The sequence below is a fragment of the Lacticaseibacillus sp. 53-4 genome (assembly GCF_016861805.1).
In the GTDB taxonomy this organism is placed as follows: domain Bacteria; phylum Bacillota; class Bacilli; order Lactobacillales; family Lactobacillaceae; genus Lacticaseibacillus.
Genome location: NZ_BOLT01000011.1, coordinates 17,032 through 42,624, shown reverse-complemented (window position 1 = coordinate 42,624; position 25,593 = coordinate 17,032). Strand labels below are relative to the sequence as shown.

Sequence of the window (25,593 nt, the reverse complement as noted above, 5' to 3'; positions counted from 1 at the left end):
ACCGCTCTGAGGAAGAACCGTTTTTATCGCCTCGCGCAAGTCTTTCTTGCTACCAAACTTGACCACTTTATTGAAGGTTACACTTGCCAAGACAATCACTTCCCCTTTCTTGCTATCTTCTGCAATTACTTGATGAACTCTGTACACTCATTATTTGTCCGAAAAAATTCTATTGTCAACGAATTTTCACCGATAAGCCAAAATTTAACAATTCAGCCTATTCTACCAAGAAGACAAAAAAAGCCCCACCCGCCGAAGCGAGTGAGGCCATCACATCTGCTCTTGGCGCAAGAGTCAGTGGGTAGTGATGTACCCCATTTCTGGGGTACTTCTAGTTTATCATCAGCGGCATACTAAGACAACAAAAAGCCCCACCCTCATCAGAGAGCGGAGCAAAATGTTAGAACGGATTCTTGCCAATGTTTGCGCAACGCTGCATATACATGACCAGCTGACTCTTGGCGCTGATGACACCATCAACAGGCGTGCCGGCTTTGCGCTGCATAGCCTTGATGGTCTCAGGTCCGAGCTTCCCGTCAGCCTTAACGCCCAACGCGCGCTGGATAGCCGCAATCAACAGGCTGCCCTTGACCGCACTGGCCTGGAGTACGAACTGCCAGCCCGAGGTCAAGCCGGCGTTCTTCCAGTTGTACTGGGACGATACGACACCGTCCTGCGTGGTCCCATACAACTTCTGCATGGCCTTGGTGAGCTGAACGCCCCAATACCCATCCACTGCCAGCTTGGCAGCAGGGGCGCTTTGGCTTGGCTCAGCTGCTGGCGCTGGTGCGGGTGTCGCAGGAGTCATGGTCTGCCCTGCCGCTTGACGTACGAGATCAATATAGTGGTTCATGTTGATACCGCCTGGGCAATCAGTGGCCACGATCGACTTATGCGGCACGATATGGGCGCTATCGATTGGGATGCCATATCGCTTGCAGATGTCAGCACACAGTTTTGCTGATAGCTTGAGCGTTTCCTCTGCCACTGACCAATTAGGCGCGCCGCTTGAGTTGACGTGTTCCAAACCGATTGAGCGTTGGTTCATTAGCTTGTTACCGGCATGCCAAGCCGACCGCGTTTCATCTACGCAGCCGATGATTTGCGTTGGCGTGATTTCGTAGTGTGCAGAGGTCATCTTCCCGCCCTTAAGCCAAGTATCCAACGCCACCCTGTAGTTCGTGGTGCTGTTGTGATGGATCACCACTCGGTCAATCTTGTGGCGCGGATAGCCTGGGTCATCGTGGGCCGACCCGTTCATTGGACGCGGGTCCACATACGTAGTTAATTTTGACCATACTGCCATTATTTTTCCTCCTTCTTAGGCTTGTCATACGTCAGTGCCTGGGCACTGTCGGTCACGCCGGCAGTAGTCGGGTCAGTGACCACACCAAGAATTGACAGCACCGCGAATACCGCATTGACGATGCCGGTGAGCTGCGTACCCAGGTTTGCGAAGTCCCACTTATAACCAAAAGGCGCAGCCACAGCTTGTGCAAGCAGTAAAATAGCCGGCACAAGGGCCAGCCAGAATTTGATACTCAATACTCGTACTTTCCAGTTAATCTTCATCATCATTATCTCCTTTATAAATCACATGACGTCTTCTGGTGCCGGTGACCATGGTATAGCTACACTACCTCTTTCAAGCTTAATTTTAGGCAAATTACTTGTATCTAGTACAGTGTCAGTTTTATATGAGACAACTATATACAGTTGAGTTGTTGTGCTTTTTGTTGTTAACGTATAATTTGCAGAAGTTATCCATGGCGCCACATAGATTACATTTCCATTAGAATCTGACTCTAACCAACTGAATCTGAATAAAGTATCACTGATAGAGATTGTGTAAGGAGAGTTAGAGCTTACAGGAATAGTTTGAAGAGTTCTAATTCTACTATTAGCAACATAAAATGGGGGGGGTTCACCTATTGGGGCAGAATTAATCCAGCCTCGGGTCCAATTATAAGAAAGATTAGTTAGCAAGTTTCTGCCATATATTTGCCTGCCATTGCTGAAAACCTTGTCTACTGGCGTGCCATTAACAACACATGCTTTCCCATTAATTGTTGGCATTTAATCACCCCTCAATAAAATAGACGCCGGTTTTGTCGGCCAGCGCGTCATAAGCAGCTTGCGTGATGATATTGATAACGGCATCAGCACCTTTGTCACCAGTATCACCTTTAGGGCCAACGAGAGAAGCAAGCCATTGACTTACACTGCCAGAGAAGCCCGCATTCACGGCAACTTGATAAGCGGAAAGCCCTTGATCTCCGGGATCACCTTTTTCACCGGTATTGCCAGTCTTACCAGTATCACCTTTGATACCTTGCGACCCACTTAAATCGGCAATATAGGTGAACCCGGTTCCGTTCCATACGTAAAGCTTGCCATCATCAGGATCATTGACGTCACTGGCAATCATGGTAAAATCACCATCAGAGAAGCCATCGCCATTCATTGCAGCAATTGACGGAAACGTCTTTACAATTTTGAAGTCTTTCCCTGGATTGCCCTTTTCACCCGTATCACCTTTAGCGCCAACGAGAGAGGCAAGCCATTCCGCTTGCGAACCTTTATAACCGTTAATGACCGCGACTTGATAGGCAGATAGACCCTGAGCGCCTGTATCGCCTTTCAGACCATTGGCAACAGCAGTAGATACTTCTTGCTTTAGCTGCTGACTAAGGTCACTGAACTGCTTAATAAAGTCGTCAACCGTGATGCTGCTGACAAGCCCACCAGAAAGTCCGGTGACGTTCTCGTTGATTTGAAGTGCCAAAAATCCATCACTAGGATAGATTGCAGTGCCACCGTCTACGATGTCCCACAGCTCAAGCAGATAGCTTCCAACTGGCAATTGAGCCAATTGTCCGCTAGTGATGATGGCATGATTGTTCGTGATACTGGCACTTATCCCCAGCAAATATCCGGATTCGTTTTTGATTCTTACCTTTGCATCTGCTGTTAGGGCTGCTGCGCTGCCATCATCGAACGCATTCAAATGTATTTCAGTTGTGGTATCGGCAAATTTGAACTGTTTATCGCCGTTGCCAAGATATAGCTTCCTCATAAAGAATCATCTCCTCACGCTAATCCTATTCATCATCATTATCTCCTTTGATGCCTACATGATCTTCCAATCGAGTAATCCTAACCGAGTGACTGCCAAGCTCTTCATCATGCGTTTTCAGATGAGTATTCAAGTCTGCCAGCGACTGTTCGTGTAGCTTGAGCTGTCGATTAATCGTCTCTGAAAGCACTTGAATATCAGAACGCAATGGATCTAAGGCAATCTTTTTGAACAGCCAACTGCCCGCGCTTACGCCCACCCCTATGATTGATATGAACTCCGCCCAGTCACCAATCGTGTATCCAAAAAATGTCACTTTCTCACTTCCTTCCACAAAAATAGCTGCTAAAAATAGCGGCTAAAAATAGCCGCTAGCTTTTGCTGGCGACATAGTCACTGCCTGTGATTTGTTTGTATTGATCTGGGGTGATCATTACCGGTACATAAGGCGTTAAATCAATCCCCCAACTGTAAAGTAGTGCACACTGATCATAATTAGTCACTTGATTTCGCCGCCTTTAGCTGTGCTACTTCAAGAGTTAAGTTAGCTAGTAAATGTTGCTCTGGTGACGGTTCAGGCTTGTTTGCTTCTGCTTCAAGCTCAGCCTTTTTGTCAGCATCAGTCGTGATTGTGCCATCTTCAGACACCTTGGATGCACCAAGGCAGATGTTGGCTAAATCCGTAGGTGTCACCTCAATAGCATTCGTAGTATCAAATGGCGTTTGCCACGCTTTGCCATCATAGAACTCTTGCTGATAGCCAATGATATAACCATCTGCGTCCGTGTCAAACAGGACGCGTATCTTGTCTTTCATTTCCATATCCATCTCTCCTAAAAAGCGCGTATTTCATAGATATAATAGGCTGACCCCACGCTATCTTTAAGGTTAATTGCTGAGTTACCAGTCAGCGTAGTGTTTGAGACGTAAAGATACATGCCACCACCACCAGAGTTAAAGTCAAATATTGGTATTGTGTGCCCAAGATTAGGTGATTCAATTGCTTTTTCTTTTGATAAGGGATACCAAATAAATCGGTTACCTCCACTGACCGCTATGCCAACTTTCCAGCCATTTAAGCAACTTGTCATCGGCAATGATGGCGTTATCGTCTGGTTGTCGCCTAGCTGAGTCTTTCCTGACCACAACAGCTGACCAACGTTGTTCAGCTGATCGGCCAACAGGCCGTCGATTGAGCCGCCGTTCACCGTGTCCCCATTACCATTGTATAGATATAGTTGGCCTTTGATCATGCTGGCCAGATTCTGCAAGTGACCGTCAGTATCGTAAATTTCATTTGAGAATCCTGATGGACTGAAGCTCAAGTTAAACTTCTGCCCGGCAACATCGGTCGTCCCATCGATGGCAAACGTGGCACCAGAAAGTGTCATCTTGCCAGAACCATAAGTGGGCCCGTCGGTGTCAATCACAGCATGCGAAAATGGAACACTGATCTCTGGTGAATTGAGAGTCCCGGCGTTAATCGTCACCGCATTCAACTCAACGATGTTAAGCACAGCCTGCGCAATCGTTTCGGGCAGCCATGACGACCCGTCCCAGCGTTTCAGCGCCGTTACGTTGCTCATGGTCGTTCCAACCCACCACAGTGAGTCTTTGACAATCGTTCCCGCAGGCTGATCTGTTTGGACATAGGTCATGGGTACATCTTGGCTACCGGGATCGCCTTTGGCGCCATCCACGGCTTGATAAGCCACACTATATGATGTGTTCTGTGTGCCGTTCGTATAGGTGGTAATCACCCGCGACCACAGGTATGTTCCTTGTGATGCCGTAGGTACGCTAGAACTCCACGTGCCTGTTGGCGCAGTCGTGCCTGAAGTTCCAACTTGATAGGTGACAGACGAAGACTTGATGCCATTACCATCTGCGCCGGCTGCACCATTGTCACCAATCTTACCGACTGAATAACCTGTTTCGTTTGTCCCATCAGTGTATGTCCATACCGTTTTAGTCCAGATATACTGACCTGCGCTTGTCGCTGGCGGTGTAGACACCCAGCCGCTCGTTGGTGCTGACGTACCCGATGTAGATGTTGCGTAAGTGATAGTAGTCGAACGGATACCAACACCATCTTTACCAGCTACACCATTTGTCCCATCGTTGCCGTCTTTGGCAACGTAGGAAACAGAATAAACAGGCTCACTGCTGTTATCCGTGTAGGTTAGCGTGGTTCTAGTCCAAAGATATTGGCCTTTCGCAAGTGCAGGCACAGCAGTTGACCATGATCCTGTTGGTGTGGTTGTGCCACTTGAGCTTAATTGATAAGCAATAGCAGTTGACTTAATACCTAGACCGTCCTTGCCAGCTACACCGTCCTTACCATCTTTACCTTTAACTAATGCCCACTCATATTTTGTTGGGTCGTCTGAATCTGCTTCCGTATAGTCTGTGTACTCGCCTCGATAACTTGGATAAGCCGCTTGATAGTTATCAGAAGGAGCTGGTGTCCACGGAGTTGCTGTCTCGCCAAGATCAATCTTCACCTTATCAATATAAAACACTGTTGTGTCGGTGTTCATAAAGAAACCTAGCTGTACATTATCAAGTCCTGTTGTTGTTGTCAGCTTATATGTGAACCTAGACCATGTCTTTGCTTTTAACGAAACGTCCTGAAGACCAAGGCTTTCCCACCCACTAGAGTAACCAGCCAATCTAACTACTTTATCTGAATCTGAATATAGGTAACCAGAAAATGTATATGAAGTGCTTGGCGATGGGTTAGGAACAGGAATACCAATTCCATGGTATCCAATATTTGTTGCTGTAACTTTTAACGAGTAGGTTCCGGAGTATGCAACATCATTTGATTGAGACCATCTACCAGTATTTATAGTTCCTGCAGATATTGCATTTGTTTCAAAGCTACTATTCGAATACAAATTTTCTTGAGGGTAAACGGTCATAAATCTATCCGTGCCGTCAGCACTCCATGACCAAGCCGTATGAACATATGGTGTTTTGCCATCTTTACCTGGCGTACCAGCGATACCGACACCCGTATCACCTTTATCACCTTTTTCACCCATCTTAGCCACCGAGTAGCCAGACTCACTGGTTCCATCGGTATAACTCCATGTTGTTTTTGTCCAGAGAAAGCTGCCGGCTGCAACACTAGGAACAGTGGCTAACCAACCACTTGTTGGCTTGGTAGTTCCGCTAGTTGACCCGACGTATTCAACCTTCGTAGCAGAAATACCTGTACCATCTTTACCAGCAATACCATTAGCACCTGTGTTACCATCTTTGGCATTGTAACTGACAGTGTAACCAGCCTCGCCGGTGTTATCTGTATACAGCCAAGTAGTCTGTGTCCACAGATACTGGCCCTTGATTAATGTTGGAACTTGCGCAGTCCAACCAGTAGTAGGTGCTGTTGTACCAGAAGTACTCTGAGCATACATAATCTGCGTGGACTTAATGCCTACACCGTCTTTACCTGCTACACCGTCTTTACCTGTGTCGCCCTTGGGACCTTGTACCAGTTGCCAACTATAACTAGCTGGATTAGTGCTATCGGCTTGCGTGAAGTCTGTGTAACTACCAATGTACTTGCGAGAACCCGGAGTATCCAGTGAAAAGTTTGTGTTACCATCACTGCTGTCGGAATAGGCAATATGGAAGTAAGGCGTTTTGCCATCTGCACCGGCTTTACCCGGTACACCATCTTTACCATCAGCACCATCAGCACCTTTAATCAGCGACCATTTATAGTCACTCGGATTCGTGCTGTCACCAGATGTGAAGTCACTGTAAAAGCCAATGTACTTGCGATTAGAATCAGTGGTTGAAAAGTCAGTATTGCCGTCTTGGCTGTTTGCGTAAGCAAAGTGAGCGTAAGTGGTACGACCATCAGATCCGTTTGCGCCGGGCAACCCTTGATCGCCTTTTGGCCCCACGTCACCATCCTCGCCTTTGAAAAGCGCCCATTTGTAATCAGCCGGATTGATGCTGTCGGCAAGCGTGAAGTCGCTGTACGTGCCAATATACTTTTTGCCATCGCCACCGGATACCGTAAACCCGCTTTGACCGCTTACATCATTCGCCCAAGCAGTGTGGAAATAGCTTGTACGACCATCAGCACCCTTTGCACCGGGAACACCGTCAGCGCCGTCCTTACCTTTATTCTGCTTGGCCAGCTCTTGCGCTAGTGCACGATACTGAGGATCGATTCCGCTGGCTTCAATTAGATAGTCGCCCAGTGTCGCAGTACCGGACTTGGTTGAATATGAATAAGTCATCTCAAGCACTCGTGCTGTCAGAAATAATTGCTCATTCTCATCACGCAAATGCACCGTATCTCCAACTTGAATGTCATCAGGCAGAACGACAATATCGGTAGTATAAGTAACGGCGGGGTGGTTATGCTTCTTTAAATCGCTCAACGCCGACTGCAAGAGCGTTTCTTGAGTTTGTGCTTCATACGTTTTTACGCGGTTGATAAAACCACTAGCCAAAGCATCTTTTCCGACCAAACGCGACCACTGCTGGTTTGCCACAGGATCACGAAGCGAGCCATCGCTCAACAATACGAATCGTTTATCTGGATCAGTCCATTGGTAGCCCTTTAAATTAATGGGCGAGTCACTACCTTCTGGTGTTGACCCAATGGCATAAACTGCGGTGTATAGATCACTGACGTCGGTATTCGTTACAATATCATTCAACTGTGCATCAACAGTTAGTTCAGTCCTGCGATCCTTACCGATTGACTTGTAGATATCGATATACTTCTTGATAACAGTTAATCCGCTAATCTCGAAACGGAAATCCAGTTCAGCATCGAATTGGGTTGCCACCGAAAGAATTCTCGCCAATGCAGTCGACTCATCTGACTCCCATTTTAGTGTTCGTGCCAGCGCGGGAATTTCATTCACACCAATCTCAAAACCGGAATCGGTAATGAATAAATTGATGTAGTCGGCAATTGTCATGGACTTTGGAGCTGTGTAGGCACCAACCGTCTCGTTAATCAGATCCATGCTGGCATCTTCCGCCGTGATGGTGTCATAACCAGCAAGCGGATCGTGTTCACACGTCAGAATGGTTAGCCATACCGATTCCCCATTGCGATCTTTGTAGAGAATGTAATTGCCAGGCGCGGTCATTTCTTGCACATGCGCAGACTGATCAGGTTGAAAGTAAACCGTCGCACCATATGAGCGATAACCACCAGCAACTGATTGATACTCGCCCTCTTGGCCACCATTATCTGAAAAATAGATGGAATCCGTTTGGCTAGTTGATGCAGTCCCGATAAGGTCAAATGTCGGGTGCTTAGCAAAATAAAGAATCACATGAACGCCTCCCTATATGTGGCAACTACCGTTGGTGTGGTTGCGAAATCAGAAGCAATGATCTTGATCTTCGTTTCCCCCGGATCAAGCTGAAACTTCTCCCAATCATTGTCGATGGCGTGAATGGTGCGATCTTCCACATCGTTGACAAAGACTTTGATCTGCGACGGATCGATTAGCAAGGTATCGCCGTCCGTGAAACGATTAGGCAAGTCTTTCCAGTAGTCAACATTAACCCACTGAAATTGACTATCGGACCAATTAATCGTCCACCCCGTCTTGTTGCTAAATCCTGCCATCCAAACCGTGAATGAGTCAATCGGTGTATCTGCTACCCCGTCAATAGTGACTGGTGGGAACATGGTTTGCGCCGATGATATGATGCCGTTCGGAGACAGCTGCTTAATCTTGGTCAGTGTGAATGAAACTGTATTGCCCAATTTTGACTCAACAATTCCATACATACCATTGGTAAACAGCTTCCGGTTGAGATCCTGACTAAATACATTCTGGCCATTGACCCACCCTTCAACGGTCAACGCGTCCGCAGCTTGGGTACTGTCACGCATCACAAAACAGACAGCTATGTCATCATTAGATTGCAAGTTAAATTCAACCCGGCCCAGTGCGCCTACATTGGTGCTAACGTTAAAGCGATTTGACCAGATCAGGTTACCAGTATTCACGCCAGCCGCATTGGCTTTTATTGGGCCATGATAAGTGGGACCAGCCCAGTGCATAGCTGGAGTACGATTCAAGACTGGTGTTGCTGCATCTGGAGCCTTAGCGTAGTCCCAGCTACCCGCAATCGTGTTTGGCCCTGGATTAGAGCCATATGGATAGGTGGGATAATTGATTGTCCCGGTATTAACCGCTACGCCGCTCGGAGCTGATAGCAGATTGTAATGAAACACAGTTTCAGAATCTGGAGCTTGGACTCCATCGATTTCTCCAGGATTACCGAGCTGAATAACGCCACCATTAGATTCGTTTATCAGCGTCAGCACACCGTTATCGCTGTGCATCGTCGCCTCAATGACTGGATATACTGGATAGGTGCCGTCGTTTTGGATGATGATCTCGTCGCTCAAGGCACCATCGCTGCCGACATTGCTAGTCGTCTTCGGCGTCAACGAGTGAGCAACCCCATCGGGAACAATGAACACAAGAGAGACTGCCGCTAGGTAGTCGAACGTGCCATCATAGTCTTGAGTACCATCAAAAATCGCATTGAAATATCGATCATGATAGTTTGACAAAACAAGTGGTTGCGCTGATCCGGTGTTAATGATGCTCATTAGCTTGTCTCTTGTGTCTGACACACTCATTCCAGAGTGTTGGGTGATAATAGTACCCTGAATTGTTATCTGAACCTTAGGGTTTCTTGAATATTGCAGCACCTCACCATCAGAACGACCAACTTGGGTAAACTGGTTATCTTTATATAAAAAGGGCATGGTAACGTTAGACACCAAAAAGTACGGCGCCAAGTCAAATTCGCCGTACTTAACTGTGATTACATCTTTCATCCCGTATACCCCTTTCTTCTGTTTTTAGCTCGTTTTTGCTGAGTGTCTATTGTTGACAGATATGGATACTGCACTTGTGCAAGCGTGCGCCCATCCACATCAATTGTTGTTTCACGCTGCATCAATATCGCAAGCATCGCTTTGATCGAATCTAAAATTGTTTCGACACCAGCATTTGAATTTAGCGCATTAACATTTAATGTCTGTGGCCCAGACAATGAGTGTGTAATGCTATCAGCCATAGTTAGTGCATTCGCGTTCGCCGGAATGTTATAACCGTTTGCGAACTGAGGCAGATCAGCAAACATTCGTGCCGTGATCCCTGCGGGTACGATCTGTGCGTGTTTTTCCACGTACCGAAAAACGTTGTGTCCAAATGGAATCTCGGTAAATCCATTCGGGTGGATAATGGCTTCACGGAATAGTGGCCCCTTTTGGTCGTTGACGATGGCGGGACCGCCTTTAAAGTCTCTGCTGCCGTTCTTTTTCCACCATTCCCCCTTCGCCTCGATTGCTCTCGCTGCCCCGGATTTTCCGGTCTCGCTGTATCTAACCACTACATCCTTGTAGATTCTGTTCTGCAGTACGGCGAATTTCTTCACTGCAGAAACGGCCGCCTTAGCTGCTTGAGATGCCTCATCTCGCGCAATTAAATGCTTGATAGACGATGGCAGCCCATTCCAGACCCCCATATCTTTAAGGGATTGTTTGAGACCAGAAGCGGTCTTCGATGTCGCAATCATTGCCTGAACTTTCATTGGCAATTTGTTCCATTCACCGGAATCTTTAAGAGACTTCATCAGGGCCTTATTGGTGTCCGAAACTGCAAGCATTTTTTTCTCTTTAAAACTCAAATACTCCCATTTGCCATTTGCAACATAGGCGTCAGCTATAGCTTTCTTTGTATCAGCATTAAGGTGGGCTGTTTTCATAAGAAACTTAATATCATCCCATCGCTTTTGACTCAGCAAAGCATTAGCTACCATTTCAGATGCGTTAGTCGTCATGTTACCGGATTTGGCCAAAAGCTTAATGTTTTCCCAGTCCTTGGAACTAGCAACCGCTTTGTTAACTTCTTCTTGAGCGTTTGTTTTCATTGATCCCGTCTTGTAGTCAAACACCAAGTTATTCCAGTCCATCGCGGCTTTCTTGGCCTTGCCAGTTAGCCCATCAAGACTGACCGTAGTCGTTTTGGCAGCTTTCTTATGTGCGGTAGCGGCTTTCATGATTGCATCTGCCTCTGAATTACTAAGACCGAGCGTTGCGGTTAGGTAATCTTTCTGCTGTGCAATCAGCGCTTTGTCTATATTCGCCCGGGTCATCGCATCTTTCGACCGATAATCAGCTGATTTTTTTATTGAAGCCGTTTGCGTTTGCAAGTATGCAGTAATTGCAGATTTGTTATTCGCGTAGAACTCGTCGTTCAGTCTAGTAACTTTATTGTTGTACTCAGCATTTTCAAGCAGCCCCTCAGAGTGCAGCTTTTTTAATGTATTTAGAGACTTATTTCGATCATCGTTTTCCTTGTTAAACTGACTGTATATGGTCCCATTAACGGCAAGAAGGCTTTGCTCTGAAAGTGAAGAATAATTGCCTTTCATAACTTTTAGAATCTGCTTTTGCTTGTTCTCACTTACATTTAGCGTTTTTACCCAATCGGCTGCCATTTGTGTCTGCAGGTTTTCCAGTACCTGTGTTTGATCGGCAGACAAACGTTTGTTGTTTGAAACAGCACTATCAGTGATAGCGCTAGACTCCTTATACAGCTCTTTCATTTCCTTCACGGCAGATTTACGCTTTTCAAGCTGTTCTTTGGCGTCCTTCTTCGTATCTTTACCAACGTCACCGCCAATCGTCTTAACTGCTTCGTTGACTTCGTTCGTGGCGGTCGTAATGTTTTGTTCAGCAGATGAAAGCATGTCGTTGAAGGCTTTGTCTATACGATTAGCATTATCTTTTGCGCTACCCGTTGTATTATTTAGCGCAACAGTGGCCTTAGTCTCAAAATTCTGGAAGTCAGTTGCCGACTTGTCCGTGGCCGCGTCCACACTGGTTCCCCACTTGTCAGCTCGTTGCTTTGCTTCATAAGCCTTTTTCCCCCATGCTTCCCACGCAACGCCGGCTACAACGACCGCGGCTGCAGTAGCAGCTAGACCGATGCCAAGAGGAGTCAAAGCAAATCCCAGTCCGCCAGCACCTTCCGTTGTGGTTACGAGTTTTGAAGCAAGGCCCCCAAACGATAAGCCTACCTTTTCTGCAGCATCGCCGCTTCTTGTTAACGTGCCGATCGTTTTCCCGGCGCCATCTGTGAGAGTGGCTATAACATCTTGTGTTGCTTTTGACTTAGCGTTCAATCCCGCTAATTTTGAAATAATTCCGACAAGTCCCGTCGCAGTCTTACCAGACACAAGGCTTAGCCTACCTGCTATGCTAAGCACGGGCCCCATGGCGGCAGCTAGTGCTCCCCACTTAATAATGTTTTGCTGAACCGCCGGATTGAGTTTGCTGAACCAGTTAACCGCCTGAGTTGCGTCTTTGATCAGCGGTTGAACGCTCGGCAGTACCTTTTGTGCCAGTGTCATGCCAAGGTTTTCTACATTCTGCTTCAATACTTTAAGCTGATTTTGAGCAGACTTGAGGTTCTTTTCCGATAGGCTACCCACATAGTTCTTTTTCTCAGCCTTATCAACCTGATCATTTAATTCAGACAACTGTTTGCTATTTTGTGCAAGAATAATACCGGCCTGCTGACCAGTAGTGCCAAAAAGACTGTTAAATACAGCTGCTTTCTTTGTCGAGCTCATGTCCTTGGTGTGCTGATTAAGGACTTCCATAATGGTGCTTAAGCTCTTAAGCTGACCGTTAGACCCAACAATCTCTTCTTTCTTGATTCCAAGACTCGCTAGAACGTCGTTTTTAGTGCCAATATTTTTGACTGCAGTATTCATGCTAACGATTACTTTACGCAACCCCGTACCAGCTTTGTCAGCTTCCACACCATTGTTAGACAAAACACCCAAAGCAGCTGCGGTTTCTGACAGAGTAAAATGAGCTTGGTGAGCAGTGGCACCAACATATGACATGCCAACACCAAGGGACTGGAAGTCCGTTGCTGTCAGATCAGCCGCATAGGCCAACTCGTTAATTGCCGTTTTTGTGTTTTTCGTCATGGTAGCGGTGTCGTTGGCCTTCATACCAAATGATTCGAGCGTGGATGACGCCACAGACACAACATCACTGAAGTCATCACCAGAAGCCAATGATCCTTGTAACTCAGTCTTCATCGCCGCTATCGCCTGCTTAGACGTGTAACCACGGCGAACAAGTTCTTCATACCCATCAGATATTTTGGTTACAGATACACCATACTTATTGCTGTACTTTATGGCATCGGATTGCATCTGATTAACACCAGAGATTGCTTCTTGGGCTGACTCCCCACCAGTAGTAAGCAGATTTTTGATTACCAACAATTTGTTTTGAAAAGCCATCGCTTTTGCCGTAGCTGCTACAAACGCCGTGGCAATCGGTACTGTTACGCTAGTAGTCATTCGGTCTCCGATAGATTTCATGCGACTACCAATAGCGATTTGAGCTGTGCCAAACTTGTTTACAGCTCCTGTTAGTCCCGTCGTCTTGACCTTCATTTCAGCCTCAGCCTTGGCGGTATTAATATATTCCTTGGCCAACGCAGCCAGCTTCGCCTGTTCAGCTTCAAAACTAGCCGCTAGTCGAGCAGAGCTTTTTGTCATTTGGCCTTTTGAAGTCAGTGATCCATCGTATGCTTTCTTAGATTCGGCCACTACCTTTGACTGTGAAGCAATCATCTTGGTTAATCCTTGTTCCTTGGCACTTAAACCGTCTACTTTTCTACCAAAAGTGTCATAAAAAGAGGCCTGAGCTTTCATCTCAGACCCGAAATACTTCAATTGCGACTTGGCGTTCTTCAGACCGTTACCGAACTTGGTATCATCAAGCCCCAGTTCAATCATCATCTGTCCTAACGGTTCTGCCATATCTTTTCTCCTTTCTATAGAGATTTAACGAAGTCTGCTAGCGGAACCGGCTTTTTATCCGGATCTCCTTGAAGCAATACTTGCTGTAGCGTCTCCCAGTCTGTATTCATGATGTCGTTAATCGTGAACCCCGGGACTTTAGTAACAATCGTACGAATCATTGCATATATTTTGTTTAGAGCTTCTCGGCTGTCGATCCGCTCTCCATTTCTTTTTTTGGGTCAACTCCCATTAACTGATCGTTGATTTCACCACATATGTCATTGAAATCCCAAGATGCGATGCCTTCAATGACGGCCTTTTTGGTTACTGCTTTATCGTCGAACAAGCTTGCCATAAACTCGGCATTTTTTTCTGTCCACCCCGCATTGTCAAGCTCTGGAAAATACTCCGGGGTCATTTTTAAAGCCTCAATAAGCTTAGATACGGGAACGAATGCCTGTTCGTAATGTTCTATGTCACCATTTTTTTGTCGTAAATCGAGTTTTAACATATTTCCTCCATTTCCTTCCCACCCACCCTGTCAGTTTGCAGTATTAGACCGCTACACGCTTAATTTATTAATCAGTTTCCTGTACCAGTGGTGGCTGCAGCCGCGGTTTTGAGCACCTGGGATTTGACTGTAGTGATTGTCGCTGCGTCAGAGCCAAAGTATTTGGCGACATACTCGCCGTTCTGATCGCCGTCATCAGTCGAGGCTGCTGCCGAGAACGTATAACTTTCCGCCTCTGGCTTGTACGATTCGGACGGGTCAAGCGTATTGGCCGTTTCCTTGTCTTTGGCAAACTTGCCACGGAAGAAACCAAGTAGCGCCGAATTTTTCTGCAGATCTTGTGCTTCCAAAAGAACACCACAGTATGGTGCGGCTGTGTCACTGCCGACATAGATGATTTGCTTGCCATCAGTGCCAATCGTCTTTTGACCAAGAAGCCGCGCTTCGGCATCGTGTGGAACATCCAATAAACCAAAATCGACTGAAACATCTCCAACACCCATTTGGGAGATGTAATATTCAATGTCAGAAGCCGCTACCTTCGATGCTTCTTTCGAAAGGCCTGATACTTCGGCCGAAATTGTACCACCTTTATTGCTATCACCTTCAATAACAATTGGATCTCCATCAACGGTGCCGTCATCTTTGAAAGGCTGAATTGTCAGCCGCTTAAAACCTACTAAAGTCATGTTATGACCCCTTTCTAATAATCAACGTCATAAATATTCGTAATCATTCGGTACCGCCGCGCATCGACGTACCGCTTTGTGTCACTAAAAAACTCGTCAAGTCCCTCCGGTAACTGCGAGAATCCTAACGAGTACATGTGTTCTTTGACTGCTTGTTGTATCTGCTTGCACAGCATACGATCGCCAGACTGCACATCAATCTGGTAAGACAGCTGTTGTGCTAATTCTTTATCACTGGCACCAAGCACTGACATCGGAGGCGTCAACGGTTTAATAAGAACAAACGTCTCTTTCAACGCCGCTTCGGGATAGTCATAGTACTTAATTGGATAAGGCGACACGAGCGGGTTACCACGTATCTCTGTATAAATCGTGTTCAGCATGTCTTTCATAGCAACTTCCTCAATTCAGCCGCTTCTAGCTCTTTCAGTTTTGGCTGCATTTCATCATAGGATGACCGAATTTTCCCTATGCCCCTTGGAGCATAAGTACGCCCGTTTCGGGTGTATCCAAATTCGTTGAGATGAACTAAGCGCCACCTCTGCTTCGTTCCATCACTAGACCAACCAATCTTGATATTCCGCACCCCACCGCGAAGACGTGGCTTGCCTGCAGTAATTTCATTGACTGTTGTCCCAGTGTCTCGATAACTTGCCGCAGCTTGCTTAAGTTCGACAACTGCATATCTGCCAGCAATGGTCAAGGCGTTGTTGACGTACATAGCAACCTTGCGATCGCTAAACTTTTGACTGAGTTTGTTCTCTAAGTCTTCTAAACCTTTAACGTCTAAAGTCGCTGTCATTGCTTCGCCCCCAATACCAGCGTAATGAACCTGTTGGCTTCAAAATCATGGCGAACTTCTTCAATCTGCCATTCCTTAACTTCATGATAGCGAGAGTCGTCAATAAACGCTGTCATTTTGTTGTTCGGAATGAACTCGCCTTTGGTGTCTCGGATAATCACAGTGACACCCAGATCAACCTCATGGCTATCAAGAACTACCTTGTCTTTGTTACTTGGAGAATACGCATCGCAAAGACAAAAAAACACCTCTTTGGGCTTAACGTCTGTTGGCTCTGGTGAATCACCAACATCTTGAGCATAGAAGTGAATCGGAATTCTTAGTTTTCCACTATCGATTTTGGGAGCCTGATACTGAAAGCTTGGACGACTAGCCATTGTCATCGTCCTCCTCACCATATGCTTGCAGGCTTAGACCAATGATCGTAGACAGAAAGTTGTCTTCGAAAAATTCAGCCTGATCATTGTAGACATACCTAGTGCGTTCAATGACAAGCTCTTTGAATTGGTTATTGGTGATATCAGACACTCCAGTCATGCGATTAACTGCATCGTACGAGGTCTGTAGCATTTTTTTAATCTCATCATCTTCTGACGAGTGATAGATGCTCATTCGATCTTTGAATTCTTTCAAAAGTAGTGCAATCTGATCATCATTCATCTGGTGTCACCCCCGCAAGTTTCTGTAAATCGGCCTTTAATGCATTGCTTGGGTAACTGATTTCCTTTGAATCGAGGTATGACCTAAGCTGTGCAACGGTGGAGGTGCTGTCTACCCCCGCTTCAACGGGGGATACTAGTTTCCCGTCCCACCAGTTGTGGAAGCACTTGGCGCAGCGATATTCAGTGCATAGACAAGTGCAGCATTACTATCTGCTGGTGCACCATAGAAGAACTGCTTAGCAGTGAACAGGATTGCGTCCTGAATGGCCAACGTTTGGTTAAAGTCAGAGATGTTCAAACCACCAGCCATGTATGCGTCATAACGGCCTTTAACAAAAGCAATAGCCTTTCCATCTGGAACATACTGAGATTCGATGATCTGAATGCCATATGGCAGCGCATATACCCATTGACCATTAACGTTTTGCATGGTCATTGCACGTTCAAAATCAAGCGAAGCACCTGGCTGTACAACCAAAATGGTGTTTCCACGTGCAACTAAAGGCTTGCCGTTTGCTTTCTTGGACAGAGCCTTGATGATGGTCATCAATTCAAACTTAGCTGTATCAGCGTCCTTGAGAGTCACGGTACCGGCATCGGTCTTAACTGGATAGGTTGTCACACCATTTGCTGTGGCGCCCTTTGACGGATCACGATCAAGCCCGATTGGTTTGCTGTTACCGTCACCATCGACAAATGCTGATTCTGATGCTGCTGCGAAGGCTTCGGTAATTTGAGTGGTAACGTAGGTACGTACCCAGGACGGGCCAAATGAATCAAGATCATTAGGCAGCACTACGAATGCCGTCAGTTTACTCATCTCTGCATCAACAGACGTGAACGTAGCATCAAGCTGCCCTTGAATATCGCCGAAAATCTTGCCCCATACAGCGGCACCCGTAGCATCAGACTTCCAGATTTTCAGCCGTACACCGTTATTCTGCAAACCAATTGCTTGCAGCAGCGGGTGGTTGGTGATCAAATCTTCGAAAATCTTATCCACAGTGGTTTGTGGAATAAGCTGATCGTTCTTGAACCCAGTATCAGTCGAGATATCATTGAAGAATTTAGCTTCGTCTTGGGTCATCTTCACATCACCGGTGTTTGCCGCGATGATGCTATCGATTTCCTCTTGTGTCTTATTCTTAAGCTTCTCTTGGAAGTCATTAAGATCAGTGGACAGTGCGTCCATCATTTCACCGAACGCCTTGCCCTGGGCTTCGGCATCGCCACCGCCTTTGACGATGTCTGCAAATGCCTTTTGCTTTTCCGCAAAGGTGTTGAGATTCTTAAAGCTCATAGTCATATTTTTATGACTCCTTTCGTATTAAAAAAGGAACCCCGAAAAATTGCTTTGCTTAGGTTCCTTATGAGGGTTTAATTTGTTTGCAAGCTTTTCTGCTAGTTCATCAGTATCGATATTCAGAACTGGATTACTTGGCTTGTCTTTGATTTCTCGATACTCTTTAAGGGCATCAACGATCTCCTTTGTCAGCATCGTTTTGGGACCCGCTACCAAGGTAGGCTGTTCCTCAAACATAATTTCATCAACAAATCCAATATCTTTGGCCTGTTGTGCTGACATATACGTCTCGTCTGTCATTAGCTTGAGCATCTCATCAGCTGTTTTCCCAGTTTTTGATGCATACAAGTTAGCAAAATTTTTATCTTGCATTGAAAGAACATCGCTGTACTTGTCAAGATCACCGGAGTTCCCAGAGATGCCAGAAACTGACACACGGTGAATCATGAATGTAGCCGTTGGCGCCATCATAATCTTGTCAGCTGACAGTGCTACTACTGTGGCTGCAGATGCTGCCTGGCCGATAATCTTAGCCGTTACAGTTCCGGGATAGTCTTTCAAAAGCGTCGCAATTGAGCTTCCTGCGGTAACCAATCCGCCTGGGCTATCAATTTCGACTACAACGTCTGAATTATCAGTTGGAAGCATTTCACGGACCGCGTTTGGAGATACTAAATCTAGTCCCCACGACTTCATGACACTCGCAGTCTCATCATCAACCAGCTGAGTGTTAATTGGAATTACTGTCGTCATCATTATCACCTCCCTTCGGTGATGCTTTGATTGGAATGACCGGCATTTGCTTATCTGACATCCAGATAGCATCTCCGCCAGCCAACGGTTCTAGGCCCTGAGCTTTTCGCCGTTCATTGATTGTTTTTGCATTGAGGTCGTCGGTTTCCGGTTGAGGAGTGTCCGTAATAACTTGATAGTTCTTAGTCATGTAGTACGCATCTCCGCCATCTACTGGTTCATATCCCAGACGAGCACGCACTTCATTTCGGCTAAGGACACCAACCGCTGTGATCTTATCAATTGCTTCTGCTTGTTTGAATGGATCCGGCTTGTTAAGCCCCCAAACGGTGACCTTATCATGATCATATGAAGACTGGCTTACAGCCTTGGCATTTAACTCATCCTCAATTTTTTGATTAAGCGGAGCAATGCAAAAATTCAATAGTTCTTGTTGATTCTGATCAACTTCCGCCTGTGCACCGTGGATCAATGCTGGTGGGATTCCTAGAATCTCAGCAACGCTGTCAACTGCCTCTTTGCGTGCAGCAGTAATGTCAGAAAATGCCTGATCTGCGCCGCTATACTGGCTTGAAACTTCATCGTACTTAACGCCCTTTTGTAAAGGCACAATCGCAATGTCGTTGTCTCTGAATGCACTAAAGAGCTTATCAATAAATTTCTGAGCTGGATTCTCTTTCTTATTGCCATTCGCATCATCTTTAGGCGCTTGGCTATCAAAACTTGTAACACCTGAGAAATCTACCGTTGCTCTTAGCTGCTTGTTACGCATGGCAAAACTAATCATGCGGCTGAACAAATTAGCGTAGTCGGACAGCAACTGATTTGTGTATGTGGTTAAGCTGTCATTGTTGTATTTGATGAACCAAACGTCATCCATTCCAAACACACGCTGAAACTGATAGTCATTGACCACCACTCCAGAAAATGTATCAGGATATACTGCCTTAACATTGTGAACATAGCTGTCAGCAATCAGCAGATCATCTGTATCATCCTGAACGACTAGCACTTCATTATCTGTGATGAGTTTAAAGATCAGTTCCTGCCAGAAACTTGTCGCGGTTTGATTATTGTTTGGCCGCACATTTAGCTTGTAATAAAGTGCAGCATTTTTAGTTTTGAACTCGGACTGAGAAACTGTTCTGGCTAAAAAAGAAGCGCACGTATTTAACGCATACTGTTTCAGGTAAACTTGCGTCTGCTGTCCGCCAATTAAATCAAGATCATAGGCAAAACTGGCATCTTTTCGTTGTGTAAACAGATCAAATAAGTTGAAGTTCACGCTTTCACCTCCTTTCAGAAGTCCAGGTCATTTAAAAACGCCAGTGATTCGCTGACGTCCACATCAGATAATTCATTTACTCGGTATAGCGTGTATTCAAATGCCTTAAAGCCATCTGTCTTACGACGAGTTTCCTCTTTTTTCTCATAGGACTTATTTCCGTTCGCCTTATTTACCTTTACCAGCACGTTCTGTGTGTTCCAGCGAAGCAAAGGGTTATCTCCCCAGATAAAACGTCCTCTTGGAAAACCGTCGTCAATTATTGATGCTAATAACCCATCAATAGAAGTAGGATTGTGAATGATATCAACCTCAAAATTGGCATCTTCGAACATTTTTCGCATAATCTGAGCACGGTAGTTATCCATAACTACCTTTTTTATATCAAATCGATGTGCCATTGCTTGTATCCAATCTAATGCATGTCTAGGATCCATAAGTGGCTCGTCAACAACTTCAATTAGGCCCATTCTTTCCCAGTCGTGAAGTGGAATATTAAGACGCTGATTTGGTGTCGCGATTCTGTCCTTTCGACTGTATGCGTAATATTGATCACAGAAGCCCTTCCGTGCCCACTGCTTTTCAATGGTTACTAACTTATCTCGATACCTAATCGTTACAGCAGCGGCAATGAAATCTCGTACACTGGCAAAGTCCACTGCTCCTATTGCCTCTCTGCCGTCTAAATCATCCGGAATCGGTTGATTGGTTGCCGCAATCTCTTCCCAAGGTGCAACACTACTGTTCATGGACGTGCTGGGATAGTCCATTCTCTTTGTTAGAAACTCCTCACGTCCACTTGGTGCTTCCACTAATGCGTCGTAGTCTTTCTTGATTTGTCGATAAAGGGTCTTACCATATGACGACAACGGTTTTACAATCATTGGAACGGCTTTTTCCCACTTTTCTGGATCATCAATTTCAGACACATCGTCGATTTTGCAAATCCAAGGAAATATGAAGTCTGGTGCAGCCTTTCCACTCAAGACATTGGCTGCTTGCTTTTTCTTAGTATCAATGAAACCATCTCGCACATAGCCATCGGTTCCAATATAAAAGACGCGAGGATTTTGCTTTTTGCCAAGCCCTGATAAGTGGACTTTGACATTGCTGTCATCCTGATATTCATGAATTTCATCGAAGATAACGAAACCATCTCGTAAACCGTCTTTCGTGTTGCCGTTAGAAGTTCGATATCTCAAAGTGGAATTGGTCTTTTTAGCTTTTATGAGACCGTTTGTCCAGTAGAATGCGGGTCTAAGCTTTGGTCGATTTGATTCCATTACATCGTGAATTTCTTCAACTGATATTTTTGCCTGGTCTTCGCTGTTAGCAACGATTGAACCGTTATATGAAGGTATACCGTTAAATTCGGATATCAAGAACGTCCCTAACGCCGAAATCAATCCGTTCTTACCAGAGCCACGGCCCATCATCCACAAAAAGTCTTCATAATAATTAGTCCCGTCTTCGTGATACAAAAAAACGAACGCAATCAAGAACTTTTGGAACGGCTGAAGTTTGAAAAACCACTTCTCGCTGAACTTAATGCAGTTCTCAATCTGTTCGTTGTCAAAATGCAGTGTGTCGTCAGATAGCACAGACTTTTTTAGATAATCAACAAGCTGAATACGTTCCTTATTAAACAGCAAGTGCCCTTCTTCATAATCCTTGATGTAATCATCAACATACTTGTTATGAATCAAAGCAGATCATCAGGATCATATCCCGTGCCCTTTCCATCAATTCCAGGCGGAGCGGACAATCCCATGTCCTTGCCAAGCGAAATTAGGCTTGCATTGATCTTGTTCATATCAGCCAAAGCAGGATTTGATTTAGTAAAATGCTGACTGCCATTCTCAATTTCAATAATTGGCTGCTTGATAGCTTCTTTTTGCAGCTTGTAGAACATGTCAACCATTGAAACATATCGGTCCACCTTCTCAGTTTCAATTGGATTAGTCTTGTCTATCTGAGACAAGAGCCTGTTTTTAAGCTTATCTAGCTTGTCCATGGATTATCACCTCCAATTTTGGTATAGGGTACCCCCCCTCGCGCGAGAAAAAAGAAACATTTTTGCGGAAGACGAGCCCGTCCACCGGTCCCCGAATTTCAAAATGGCATTGAATTTTTTGACCCGGGGGGTATGTTATTTTACCATCTCTCATCGTTGGCATACGGATTTTTGGGTCTTCCCAAACGTTTGTAATTGAATCGTCCGTGTCGCTTGTTGTGACAGTCGCGGCAGAGTGTGCGTAGGTTATCTGGATCAAGCGCTAGGTCTGGACGTTCCTCTAGCGTCTTGATGTGGTCAATCTCCAGTGTCATGTCATTGCCAGTAGTCACGCGTCCTTCTGCTTTGCACCACTGACATTCATAGTGGTCACGTTCAAGAACTTGTTCGCGCAATGCTTTCCATTCAGCTGAGCGATAGAAGTGTGCACGACCAGCGTGGCTATGAACATCTCCCGTATAAGATGTGTTAGTCATCTTTGTCAGTGATCGAGCGTTCCCCGGTCTTGATCTCCTTAGGCACGTGATTATCATCAAGTTCGTAATGCTGAACGACAAACTCGTGTTTACCGCTTTGCATATCAGATCCATTGTCAGTGCGCCAGTTGACATATACACGCGTTAGAGTTGGCTTTTTATTTCCATGCATGTCATCCACGCGCTCACCATCAATCCAGACGTGAGGCGCGTCGTGGATATTATCAATATCGATACGCACATGTGGCTGCTTAGGCCTGCTGATTGATGTGCCTTCGATCGGCTTGGCGTCGCATAAACCGTATGCGGTAAATGTTGGTGAAACATCCCGTGTTGCGTCAATCTTAATGGTTTCGACCGCGCTCCTGATATTGTCCAGTTTGGCCATAAGTGGCTCAATGTTTGCATCTAACGTAACGGTTAGATTAGCTGTTTCAAATGTCTTGTCGAACTCTTCCTGACTCATTGCATGTACTACATGTCCATAATCCCCAACGTGATCATCCACAATCACATCGCCCACATGAACCCGACGTGGATGATGTTGATCGTTTTCAATCATAGTAACGGCATTGGGATCATAGCGAACAGTAACCTCAAGTGGAATGTTGTTTTCTTTAAACTGCTCACTTACAAACTTGCCGACATCTTCACAGTCATCTGGTACCTTGATTGCGGTATATTCCTTTGGTCGTTTAATTGCTGTAAACATGTATGATACCTCCTATAGTTTGTATTGGTTGATCTTGTCTGTCCTCATGTCGCACCATTGATCGCGCGTGCCATCTGGCTTGTACACGGTGACGACTGGCATGGACTTGTAGCCTTGCTTGCGGAACCGCTCGTAGTCGTCCACGCCAGCCATGATTGTTTGGACTGGCATGGCACGAGACAGCAGGTTAGATGTCATGCGACACTTGGCACAGTTTGGTTTGGTATAAATGATCGCGTGCATGTGTTTCTCTTCTCTCGATAATTTCTCAATGATTGAACGCTCCATGTTGCTCACATATCCATATCCGACTCGCTTCATCGCATTAGTTGAGCTCATAAGTACACCTCAATCGGCGATGTCTTATTGATATTCTGCAATATAGATTTTTGCCATCAATCTTTGCCCCACCACATGGCCTTTGTACAAGATTCTTGCCATCTGTAACTTCCACAATCTCAAATTGATCTGGATTGTATTTGTCGAGAAAGGTAATCGGAACGCCCATAACGCCATCGTAGTCACTCGGAATAGCATCAGTAAAAGGAACTTCGATCGCATCGTAGTTATCGTAGTGTACGTATTCATGACCGCGTACCTGTTTGTGCTTACTAAACTTAATATTGTCAGCCATGGTCACGAGACTAAGGGGCTGGTGACGGCGGCCATGATTAATATTCGTAAACCAGCAAGCGGAAGCAAGTCTTCCCATAACAACATCGTTTACTTTTTTGTACGCAGAGCCATCCTTTTTGTTTTTGACCAACCACTTTTGGTATTCTCTTGGCACATTGAAATACATATCTCGATTCATGGAACGTGCGCCAATCCACAACTGGTTTTCTTGAATCAATGGGAATATTTCTTTATAGGTGATAGCGTTTATATTCCCAATTACAAGGACTTTTCTAAGCTCTGGATGCACCCATTCCATAAATTCTCGGAACAGTGAAAAAGGAGGATTGGTGATAATTATGTCGGCTTCGTTTCGCAAGTCGGTAACTTCTTTGCTTCTAAAATCTCCGTTTCCATCTAGTTGTTTCTTATCAATCCCCGCTTTTGTGAAAACAAACTTCTTGCCATGTGCATTCATCCTGTAAGAAGTAGCAATTAATTTTTTCAATCCAAAATGCCTAAAGTTAGATACAAAGTATTTAACAAAATTTGAACGATCAGGATCATCACAAGGCAACATGATTGTCTTGTCTTTGAATACAGTGGGATTGAATTTTACGTAAGCGTTCATCTCAGCTTCAATATCTTCATATTGCGTATAAAACTCGTCATTCTTATTCTTTTGTGCGGCTTGCAATATGTTTTTAGACATAGTAGATCGCCCTCGTGTCATGATCGCTGTATTCGACCAGCTCAAACGTTTTGTGAGCAACCACGCCAATATCATCAGTCCATTTGTCAGTTGGCTTGCGTGTCGATACTTGACGCTGAACGAACCCGCCTAGGTCTTTGCTCATCTCTGAATGCAGATGACCCGTAAATAGCTCGCGGTTCTGTGCTGTGCCTAACATGAAGCCAAACTCATCAAGATACTTGGCCAGATAGTTGTTCTTGCCCTTGTCTCCGTGAGTGGCACCAATGAAGTTGTGGCCTAGCATTGCACCTTTGTAATGCTTCAGCGATATGTCCCAAGTGATGTTCGGCTGGTTGCTGTAGGCACGTTTCAATAGACGCGCAAACATATATCCAACTGACGGGTCGTGGTTTCCGGCACAATACATGACCTCACACTCATTGGCGTTCTTAATAATCGCTTCAATCAGTGTCTCGAAGTATTGCTCCATTTCATTCACAGTCTCGCCTAGGTCGGTTGTTTCGAGCTGTGTGCCCTTTGCTGTGGTCGAGTTGATATTGTCCACGTGGGCTAAGTCACCACCCAGAATGAGCAATATCTTTGCATAATGGCCACGTTGTATGATATCTAGCTGCCGCTTCAAGGACTCTGCGTAAATATCAAATGTGTGCCCGTTGAAGTGCGTGTCAAATGCGGGAACGACAAGATATCGTTCTGATGGTACAAAAATAGGAGCCTTAGCTTGATACGGCTCCTTGTGTGTGATGATGTCATTCATCAGGGATTCATATTGTTCCGCATCAACCAGCGGTCTAATTTGTATCTTGCTTTGGTACAGAGTAGCTTCTGGCGTCTGCTTCCAGAAATTGCTTGTGGCGCGTACAAGCTCCCACTTGGTGTAGTCATACCCGTGGGCTTCTAGCACCTCTCTAGGCGTCATTTTGTGGCCCCTGACGACCTTCAGGATCGTCTCGCTAGACTGTGTGCCGTCTGAATCATACTCGTTCGTCACGGGCGGCTGGAATTCAATTCCGAGCCTGTGCGACTTCGCCTTTATGGCGTTATAGCTCAGTCCCATCTTGTCTGCTGTCTCGCGTCTTGTAAAGCCTTCGGAGGCGAGCTTGCGCATCGTTCCGATCTGTTCATCTGTCCATTGCAT

Annotated in this window: 25 protein-coding genes and 2 pseudogenes; all 27 read right to left on the bottom strand. The window is 45.6% G+C overall.

Features of this window, described 5'->3' with window-relative positions:
- Positions 1–400: 400 nt before the first annotated feature.
- On the bottom strand, positions 401–1,306 hold the full coding sequence (locus JUF21_RS06100; protein WP_203663563.1) for an N-acetylmuramoyl-L-alanine amidase: 906 nt from the start codon (positions 1,304–1,306) through the stop codon (positions 401–403).
- Positions 1,307–1,332: 26 nt separating this feature from the next.
- A pseudogene (locus JUF21_RS06095) lies at positions 1,333–1,572 on the bottom strand (phage holin); the annotation flags it as partial.
- Positions 1,573–1,593: 21 nt separating this feature from the next.
- Entirely contained in the window at positions 1,594–2,076 is a 483-nt protein-coding gene (locus tag JUF21_RS06090) for a hypothetical protein (protein WP_203663561.1), read from the bottom strand.
- 4 nt (positions 2,077–2,080) lie between these two features.
- Entirely contained in the window at positions 2,081–3,076 is a 996-nt protein-coding gene (locus JUF21_RS06085; protein ID WP_203663559.1) for a collagen-like protein, read from the bottom strand.
- 25 nt (positions 3,077–3,101) lie between these two features.
- Positions 3,102–3,392: a hypothetical protein gene (locus tag JUF21_RS06080; protein WP_025013871.1), complete on the bottom strand. Its 291-nt coding sequence runs from the start codon at positions 3,390–3,392 to the stop codon at positions 3,102–3,104.
- Positions 3,393–3,447: 55 nt separating this feature from the next.
- A complete protein-coding gene (locus JUF21_RS12025; RefSeq protein WP_003573798.1) occupies positions 3,448–3,579 on the bottom strand; it encodes an XkdX family protein in 132 nt (43 codons plus the stop codon).
- Positions 3,572–3,898 carry a phage infection protein gene (locus JUF21_RS06070; protein WP_203663557.1) on the bottom strand — a complete coding sequence of 109 codons (327 nt, stop codon included), beginning with the start codon at positions 3,896–3,898 and terminating at the stop codon, positions 3,572–3,574. The genes JUF21_RS12025 and JUF21_RS06070 overlap by 8 nt, the downstream gene beginning before the upstream one ends.
- Before the next feature lie 11 nt (positions 3,899–3,909).
- Positions 3,910–8,391, bottom strand: coding sequence for a phage tail spike protein (locus JUF21_RS12130; protein WP_374706441.1), 4,482 nt, complete (start codon positions 8,389–8,391; stop codon positions 3,910–3,912).
- Positions 8,388–9,920, bottom strand: coding sequence for a distal tail protein Dit (locus JUF21_RS06060; protein WP_203663555.1), 1,533 nt, complete (start codon positions 9,918–9,920; stop codon positions 8,388–8,390). The genes JUF21_RS12130 and JUF21_RS06060 overlap by 4 nt, the downstream gene beginning before the upstream one ends.
- On the bottom strand, positions 9,917–13,936 hold the full coding sequence (locus JUF21_RS06055) for a phage tail tape measure protein (RefSeq protein ID WP_203663547.1): 4,020 nt from the start codon (positions 13,934–13,936) through the stop codon (positions 9,917–9,919). The genes JUF21_RS06060 and JUF21_RS06055 overlap by 4 nt, the downstream gene beginning before the upstream one ends.
- 175 nt (positions 13,937–14,111) lie before the next feature.
- Positions 14,112–14,429 (bottom strand): phage tail assembly chaperone G, encoded by a 318-nt coding sequence (gene gpG / locus JUF21_RS06050; RefSeq protein WP_203663538.1) that lies wholly within the window; start codon positions 14,427–14,429, stop codon positions 14,112–14,114.
- Positions 14,430–14,500: 71 nt separating this feature from the next.
- On the bottom strand, positions 14,501–15,118 hold the full coding sequence (locus JUF21_RS06045; protein WP_203663536.1) for a major tail protein: 618 nt from the start codon (positions 15,116–15,118) through the stop codon (positions 14,501–14,503).
- Between the two features lie 14 nt (positions 15,119–15,132).
- Positions 15,133–15,510 carry a hypothetical protein gene (locus JUF21_RS06040; RefSeq protein WP_203663534.1) on the bottom strand — a complete coding sequence of 126 codons (378 nt, stop codon included), beginning with the start codon at positions 15,508–15,510 and terminating at the stop codon, positions 15,133–15,135.
- A complete protein-coding gene (locus tag JUF21_RS06035) occupies positions 15,507–15,920 on the bottom strand; it encodes a hypothetical protein (protein WP_203663532.1) in 414 nt (137 codons plus the stop codon). Before JUF21_RS06035 ends, JUF21_RS06040 begins: the two co-directional genes overlap by 4 nt.
- On the bottom strand, positions 15,917–16,297 hold the full coding sequence (locus JUF21_RS06030) for a hypothetical protein (RefSeq protein ID WP_203663530.1): 381 nt from the start codon (positions 16,295–16,297) through the stop codon (positions 15,917–15,919). Before JUF21_RS06030 ends, JUF21_RS06035 begins: the two co-directional genes overlap by 4 nt.
- Complete coding sequence (locus tag JUF21_RS06025) at positions 16,290–16,580, bottom strand: phage gp6-like head-tail connector protein (protein ID WP_203663528.1); 291 nt, start codon at positions 16,578–16,580, stop codon at positions 16,290–16,292. The genes JUF21_RS06030 and JUF21_RS06025 overlap by 8 nt, the downstream gene beginning before the upstream one ends.
- Positions 16,573–16,668 (bottom strand): annotated as a pseudogene (locus JUF21_RS12125) (HeH/LEM domain-containing protein); the annotation flags it as partial. The gene JUF21_RS06025 and the pseudogene JUF21_RS12125, both read right to left, overlap by 8 nt.
- A 47-nt stretch (positions 16,669–16,715) precedes the next feature.
- A complete protein-coding gene (locus JUF21_RS06015; RefSeq protein ID WP_203663526.1) occupies positions 16,716–17,888 on the bottom strand; it encodes a phage major capsid protein in 1,173 nt (390 codons plus the stop codon).
- Positions 17,889–17,909: 21 nt separating this feature from the next.
- Entirely contained in the window at positions 17,910–18,641 is a 732-nt protein-coding gene (locus JUF21_RS06010; protein ID WP_239061431.1) for a head maturation protease, ClpP-related, read from the bottom strand.
- The gene (locus tag JUF21_RS06005) at positions 18,616–19,923 is read right to left on the bottom strand and encodes a phage portal protein (protein ID WP_203663524.1); all 1,308 of its coding nucleotides are present in this window, start codon (positions 19,921–19,923) and stop codon (positions 18,616–18,618) included. Before JUF21_RS06005 ends, JUF21_RS06010 begins: the two co-directional genes overlap by 26 nt.
- Positions 19,924–19,937: 14 nt before the next feature.
- Positions 19,938–21,629 (bottom strand): terminase large subunit domain-containing protein, encoded by a 1,692-nt coding sequence (locus JUF21_RS06000; protein ID WP_203663521.1) that lies wholly within the window; start codon positions 21,627–21,629, stop codon positions 19,938–19,940.
- Positions 21,626–21,937: a gp1 gene (locus JUF21_RS05995; protein WP_010489629.1), complete on the bottom strand. Its 312-nt coding sequence runs from the start codon at positions 21,935–21,937 to the stop codon at positions 21,626–21,628. Before JUF21_RS05995 ends, JUF21_RS06000 begins: the two co-directional genes overlap by 4 nt.
- A 140-nt stretch (positions 21,938–22,077) precedes the next feature.
- Positions 22,078–22,413: an HNH endonuclease gene (locus tag JUF21_RS05990; protein ID WP_027111658.1), complete on the bottom strand. Its 336-nt coding sequence runs from the start codon at positions 22,411–22,413 to the stop codon at positions 22,078–22,080.
- Positions 22,406–23,125 (bottom strand): hypothetical protein, encoded by a 720-nt coding sequence (locus tag JUF21_RS05985; protein ID WP_374706440.1) that lies wholly within the window; start codon positions 23,123–23,125, stop codon positions 22,406–22,408. The genes JUF21_RS05990 and JUF21_RS05985 overlap by 8 nt, the downstream gene beginning before the upstream one ends.
- 12 nt (positions 23,126–23,137) lie before the next feature.
- Positions 23,138–23,464, bottom strand: coding sequence for a ribonucleoside-diphosphate reductase (locus JUF21_RS05980; protein WP_203663519.1), 327 nt, complete (start codon positions 23,462–23,464; stop codon positions 23,138–23,140).
- Positions 23,451–24,452, bottom strand: coding sequence for an adenine-specific methyltransferase EcoRI family protein (locus JUF21_RS05975; protein ID WP_203663517.1), 1,002 nt, complete (start codon positions 24,450–24,452; stop codon positions 23,451–23,453). The genes JUF21_RS05980 and JUF21_RS05975 overlap by 14 nt, the downstream gene beginning before the upstream one ends.
- Positions 24,445–25,593, bottom strand: coding sequence for a GcrA family cell cycle regulator (locus JUF21_RS05970; RefSeq protein ID WP_203663509.1), 1,149 nt, complete (start codon positions 25,591–25,593; stop codon positions 24,445–24,447). Before JUF21_RS05970 ends, JUF21_RS05975 begins: the two co-directional genes overlap by 8 nt.

Excerpts from the sequence above, each read along its gene's own strand:
- JUF21_RS06100 (WP_203663563.1), bottom strand. The coding sequence starts at position 1,306 with ATGGCAGTATGGTCAAAATTAACTACGTATGTGGACCCGCGTCCAATG.
- JUF21_RS06090 (WP_203663561.1), bottom strand. The coding sequence starts at position 2,076 with ATGCCAACAATTAATGGGAAAGCATGTGTTGTTAATGGCACGCCAGTA.
- JUF21_RS06085 (WP_203663559.1), bottom strand. The coding sequence starts at position 3,076 with ATGAGGAAGCTATATCTTGGCAACGGCGATAAACAGTTCAAATTTGCC.
- JUF21_RS06070 (WP_203663557.1), bottom strand. The coding sequence starts at position 3,898 with ATGGAAATGAAAGACAAGATACGCGTCCTGTTTGACACGGACGCAGAT.
- JUF21_RS06060 (WP_203663555.1), bottom strand. The coding sequence starts at position 9,920 with ATGAAAGATGTAATCACAGTTAAGTACGGCGAATTTGACTTGGCGCCG.
- JUF21_RS06055 (WP_203663547.1), bottom strand. The coding sequence starts at position 13,936 with ATGGCAGAACCGTTAGGACAGATGATGATTGAACTGGGGCTTGATGAT.
- gpG (WP_203663538.1), bottom strand. The coding sequence starts at position 14,429 with ATGTTAAAACTCGATTTACGACAAAAAAATGGTGACATAGAACATTAC.
- JUF21_RS06045 (WP_203663536.1), bottom strand. The coding sequence starts at position 15,118 with ATGACTTTAGTAGGTTTTAAGCGGCTGACAATTCAGCCTTTCAAAGAT.
- JUF21_RS06040 (WP_203663534.1), bottom strand. The coding sequence starts at position 15,510 with ATGAAAGACATGCTGAACACGATTTATACAGAGATACGTGGTAACCCG.
- JUF21_RS06035 (WP_203663532.1), bottom strand. The coding sequence starts at position 15,920 with ATGACAGCGACTTTAGACGTTAAAGGTTTAGAAGACTTAGAGAACAAA.
- JUF21_RS06030 (WP_203663530.1), bottom strand. The coding sequence starts at position 16,297 with ATGGCTAGTCGTCCAAGCTTTCAGTATCAGGCTCCCAAAATCGATAGT.
- JUF21_RS06025 (WP_203663528.1), bottom strand. The coding sequence starts at position 16,580 with ATGAATGATGATCAGATTGCACTACTTTTGAAAGAATTCAAAGATCGA.
- JUF21_RS06015 (WP_203663526.1), bottom strand. The coding sequence starts at position 17,888 with ATGACTATGAGCTTTAAGAATCTCAACACCTTTGCGGAAAAGCAAAAG.
- JUF21_RS06010 (WP_239061431.1), bottom strand. The coding sequence starts at position 18,641 with ATGATGACGACAGTAATTCCAATTAACACTCAGCTGGTTGATGATGAG.
- JUF21_RS05995 (WP_010489629.1), bottom strand. The coding sequence starts at position 21,937 with ATGGACAAGCTAGATAAGCTTAAAAACAGGCTCTTGTCTCAGATAGAC.
- JUF21_RS05990 (WP_027111658.1), bottom strand. The coding sequence starts at position 22,413 with ATGACTAACACATCTTATACGGGAGATGTTCATAGCCACGCTGGTCGT.
- JUF21_RS05985 (WP_374706440.1), bottom strand. The coding sequence starts at position 23,125 with ATGTTTACAGCAATTAAACGACCAAAGGAATATACCGCAATCAAGGTA.
- JUF21_RS05980 (WP_203663519.1), bottom strand. The coding sequence starts at position 23,464 with ATGAGCTCAACTAATGCGATGAAGCGAGTCGGATATGGATATGTGAGC.
- JUF21_RS05975 (WP_203663517.1), bottom strand. The coding sequence starts at position 24,452 with ATGTCTAAAAACATATTGCAAGCCGCACAAAAGAATAAGAATGACGAG.
- JUF21_RS05970 (WP_203663509.1), bottom strand. The coding sequence starts at position 25,593 with ATGCAATGGACAGATGAACAGATCGGAACGATGCGCAAGCTCGCCTCC.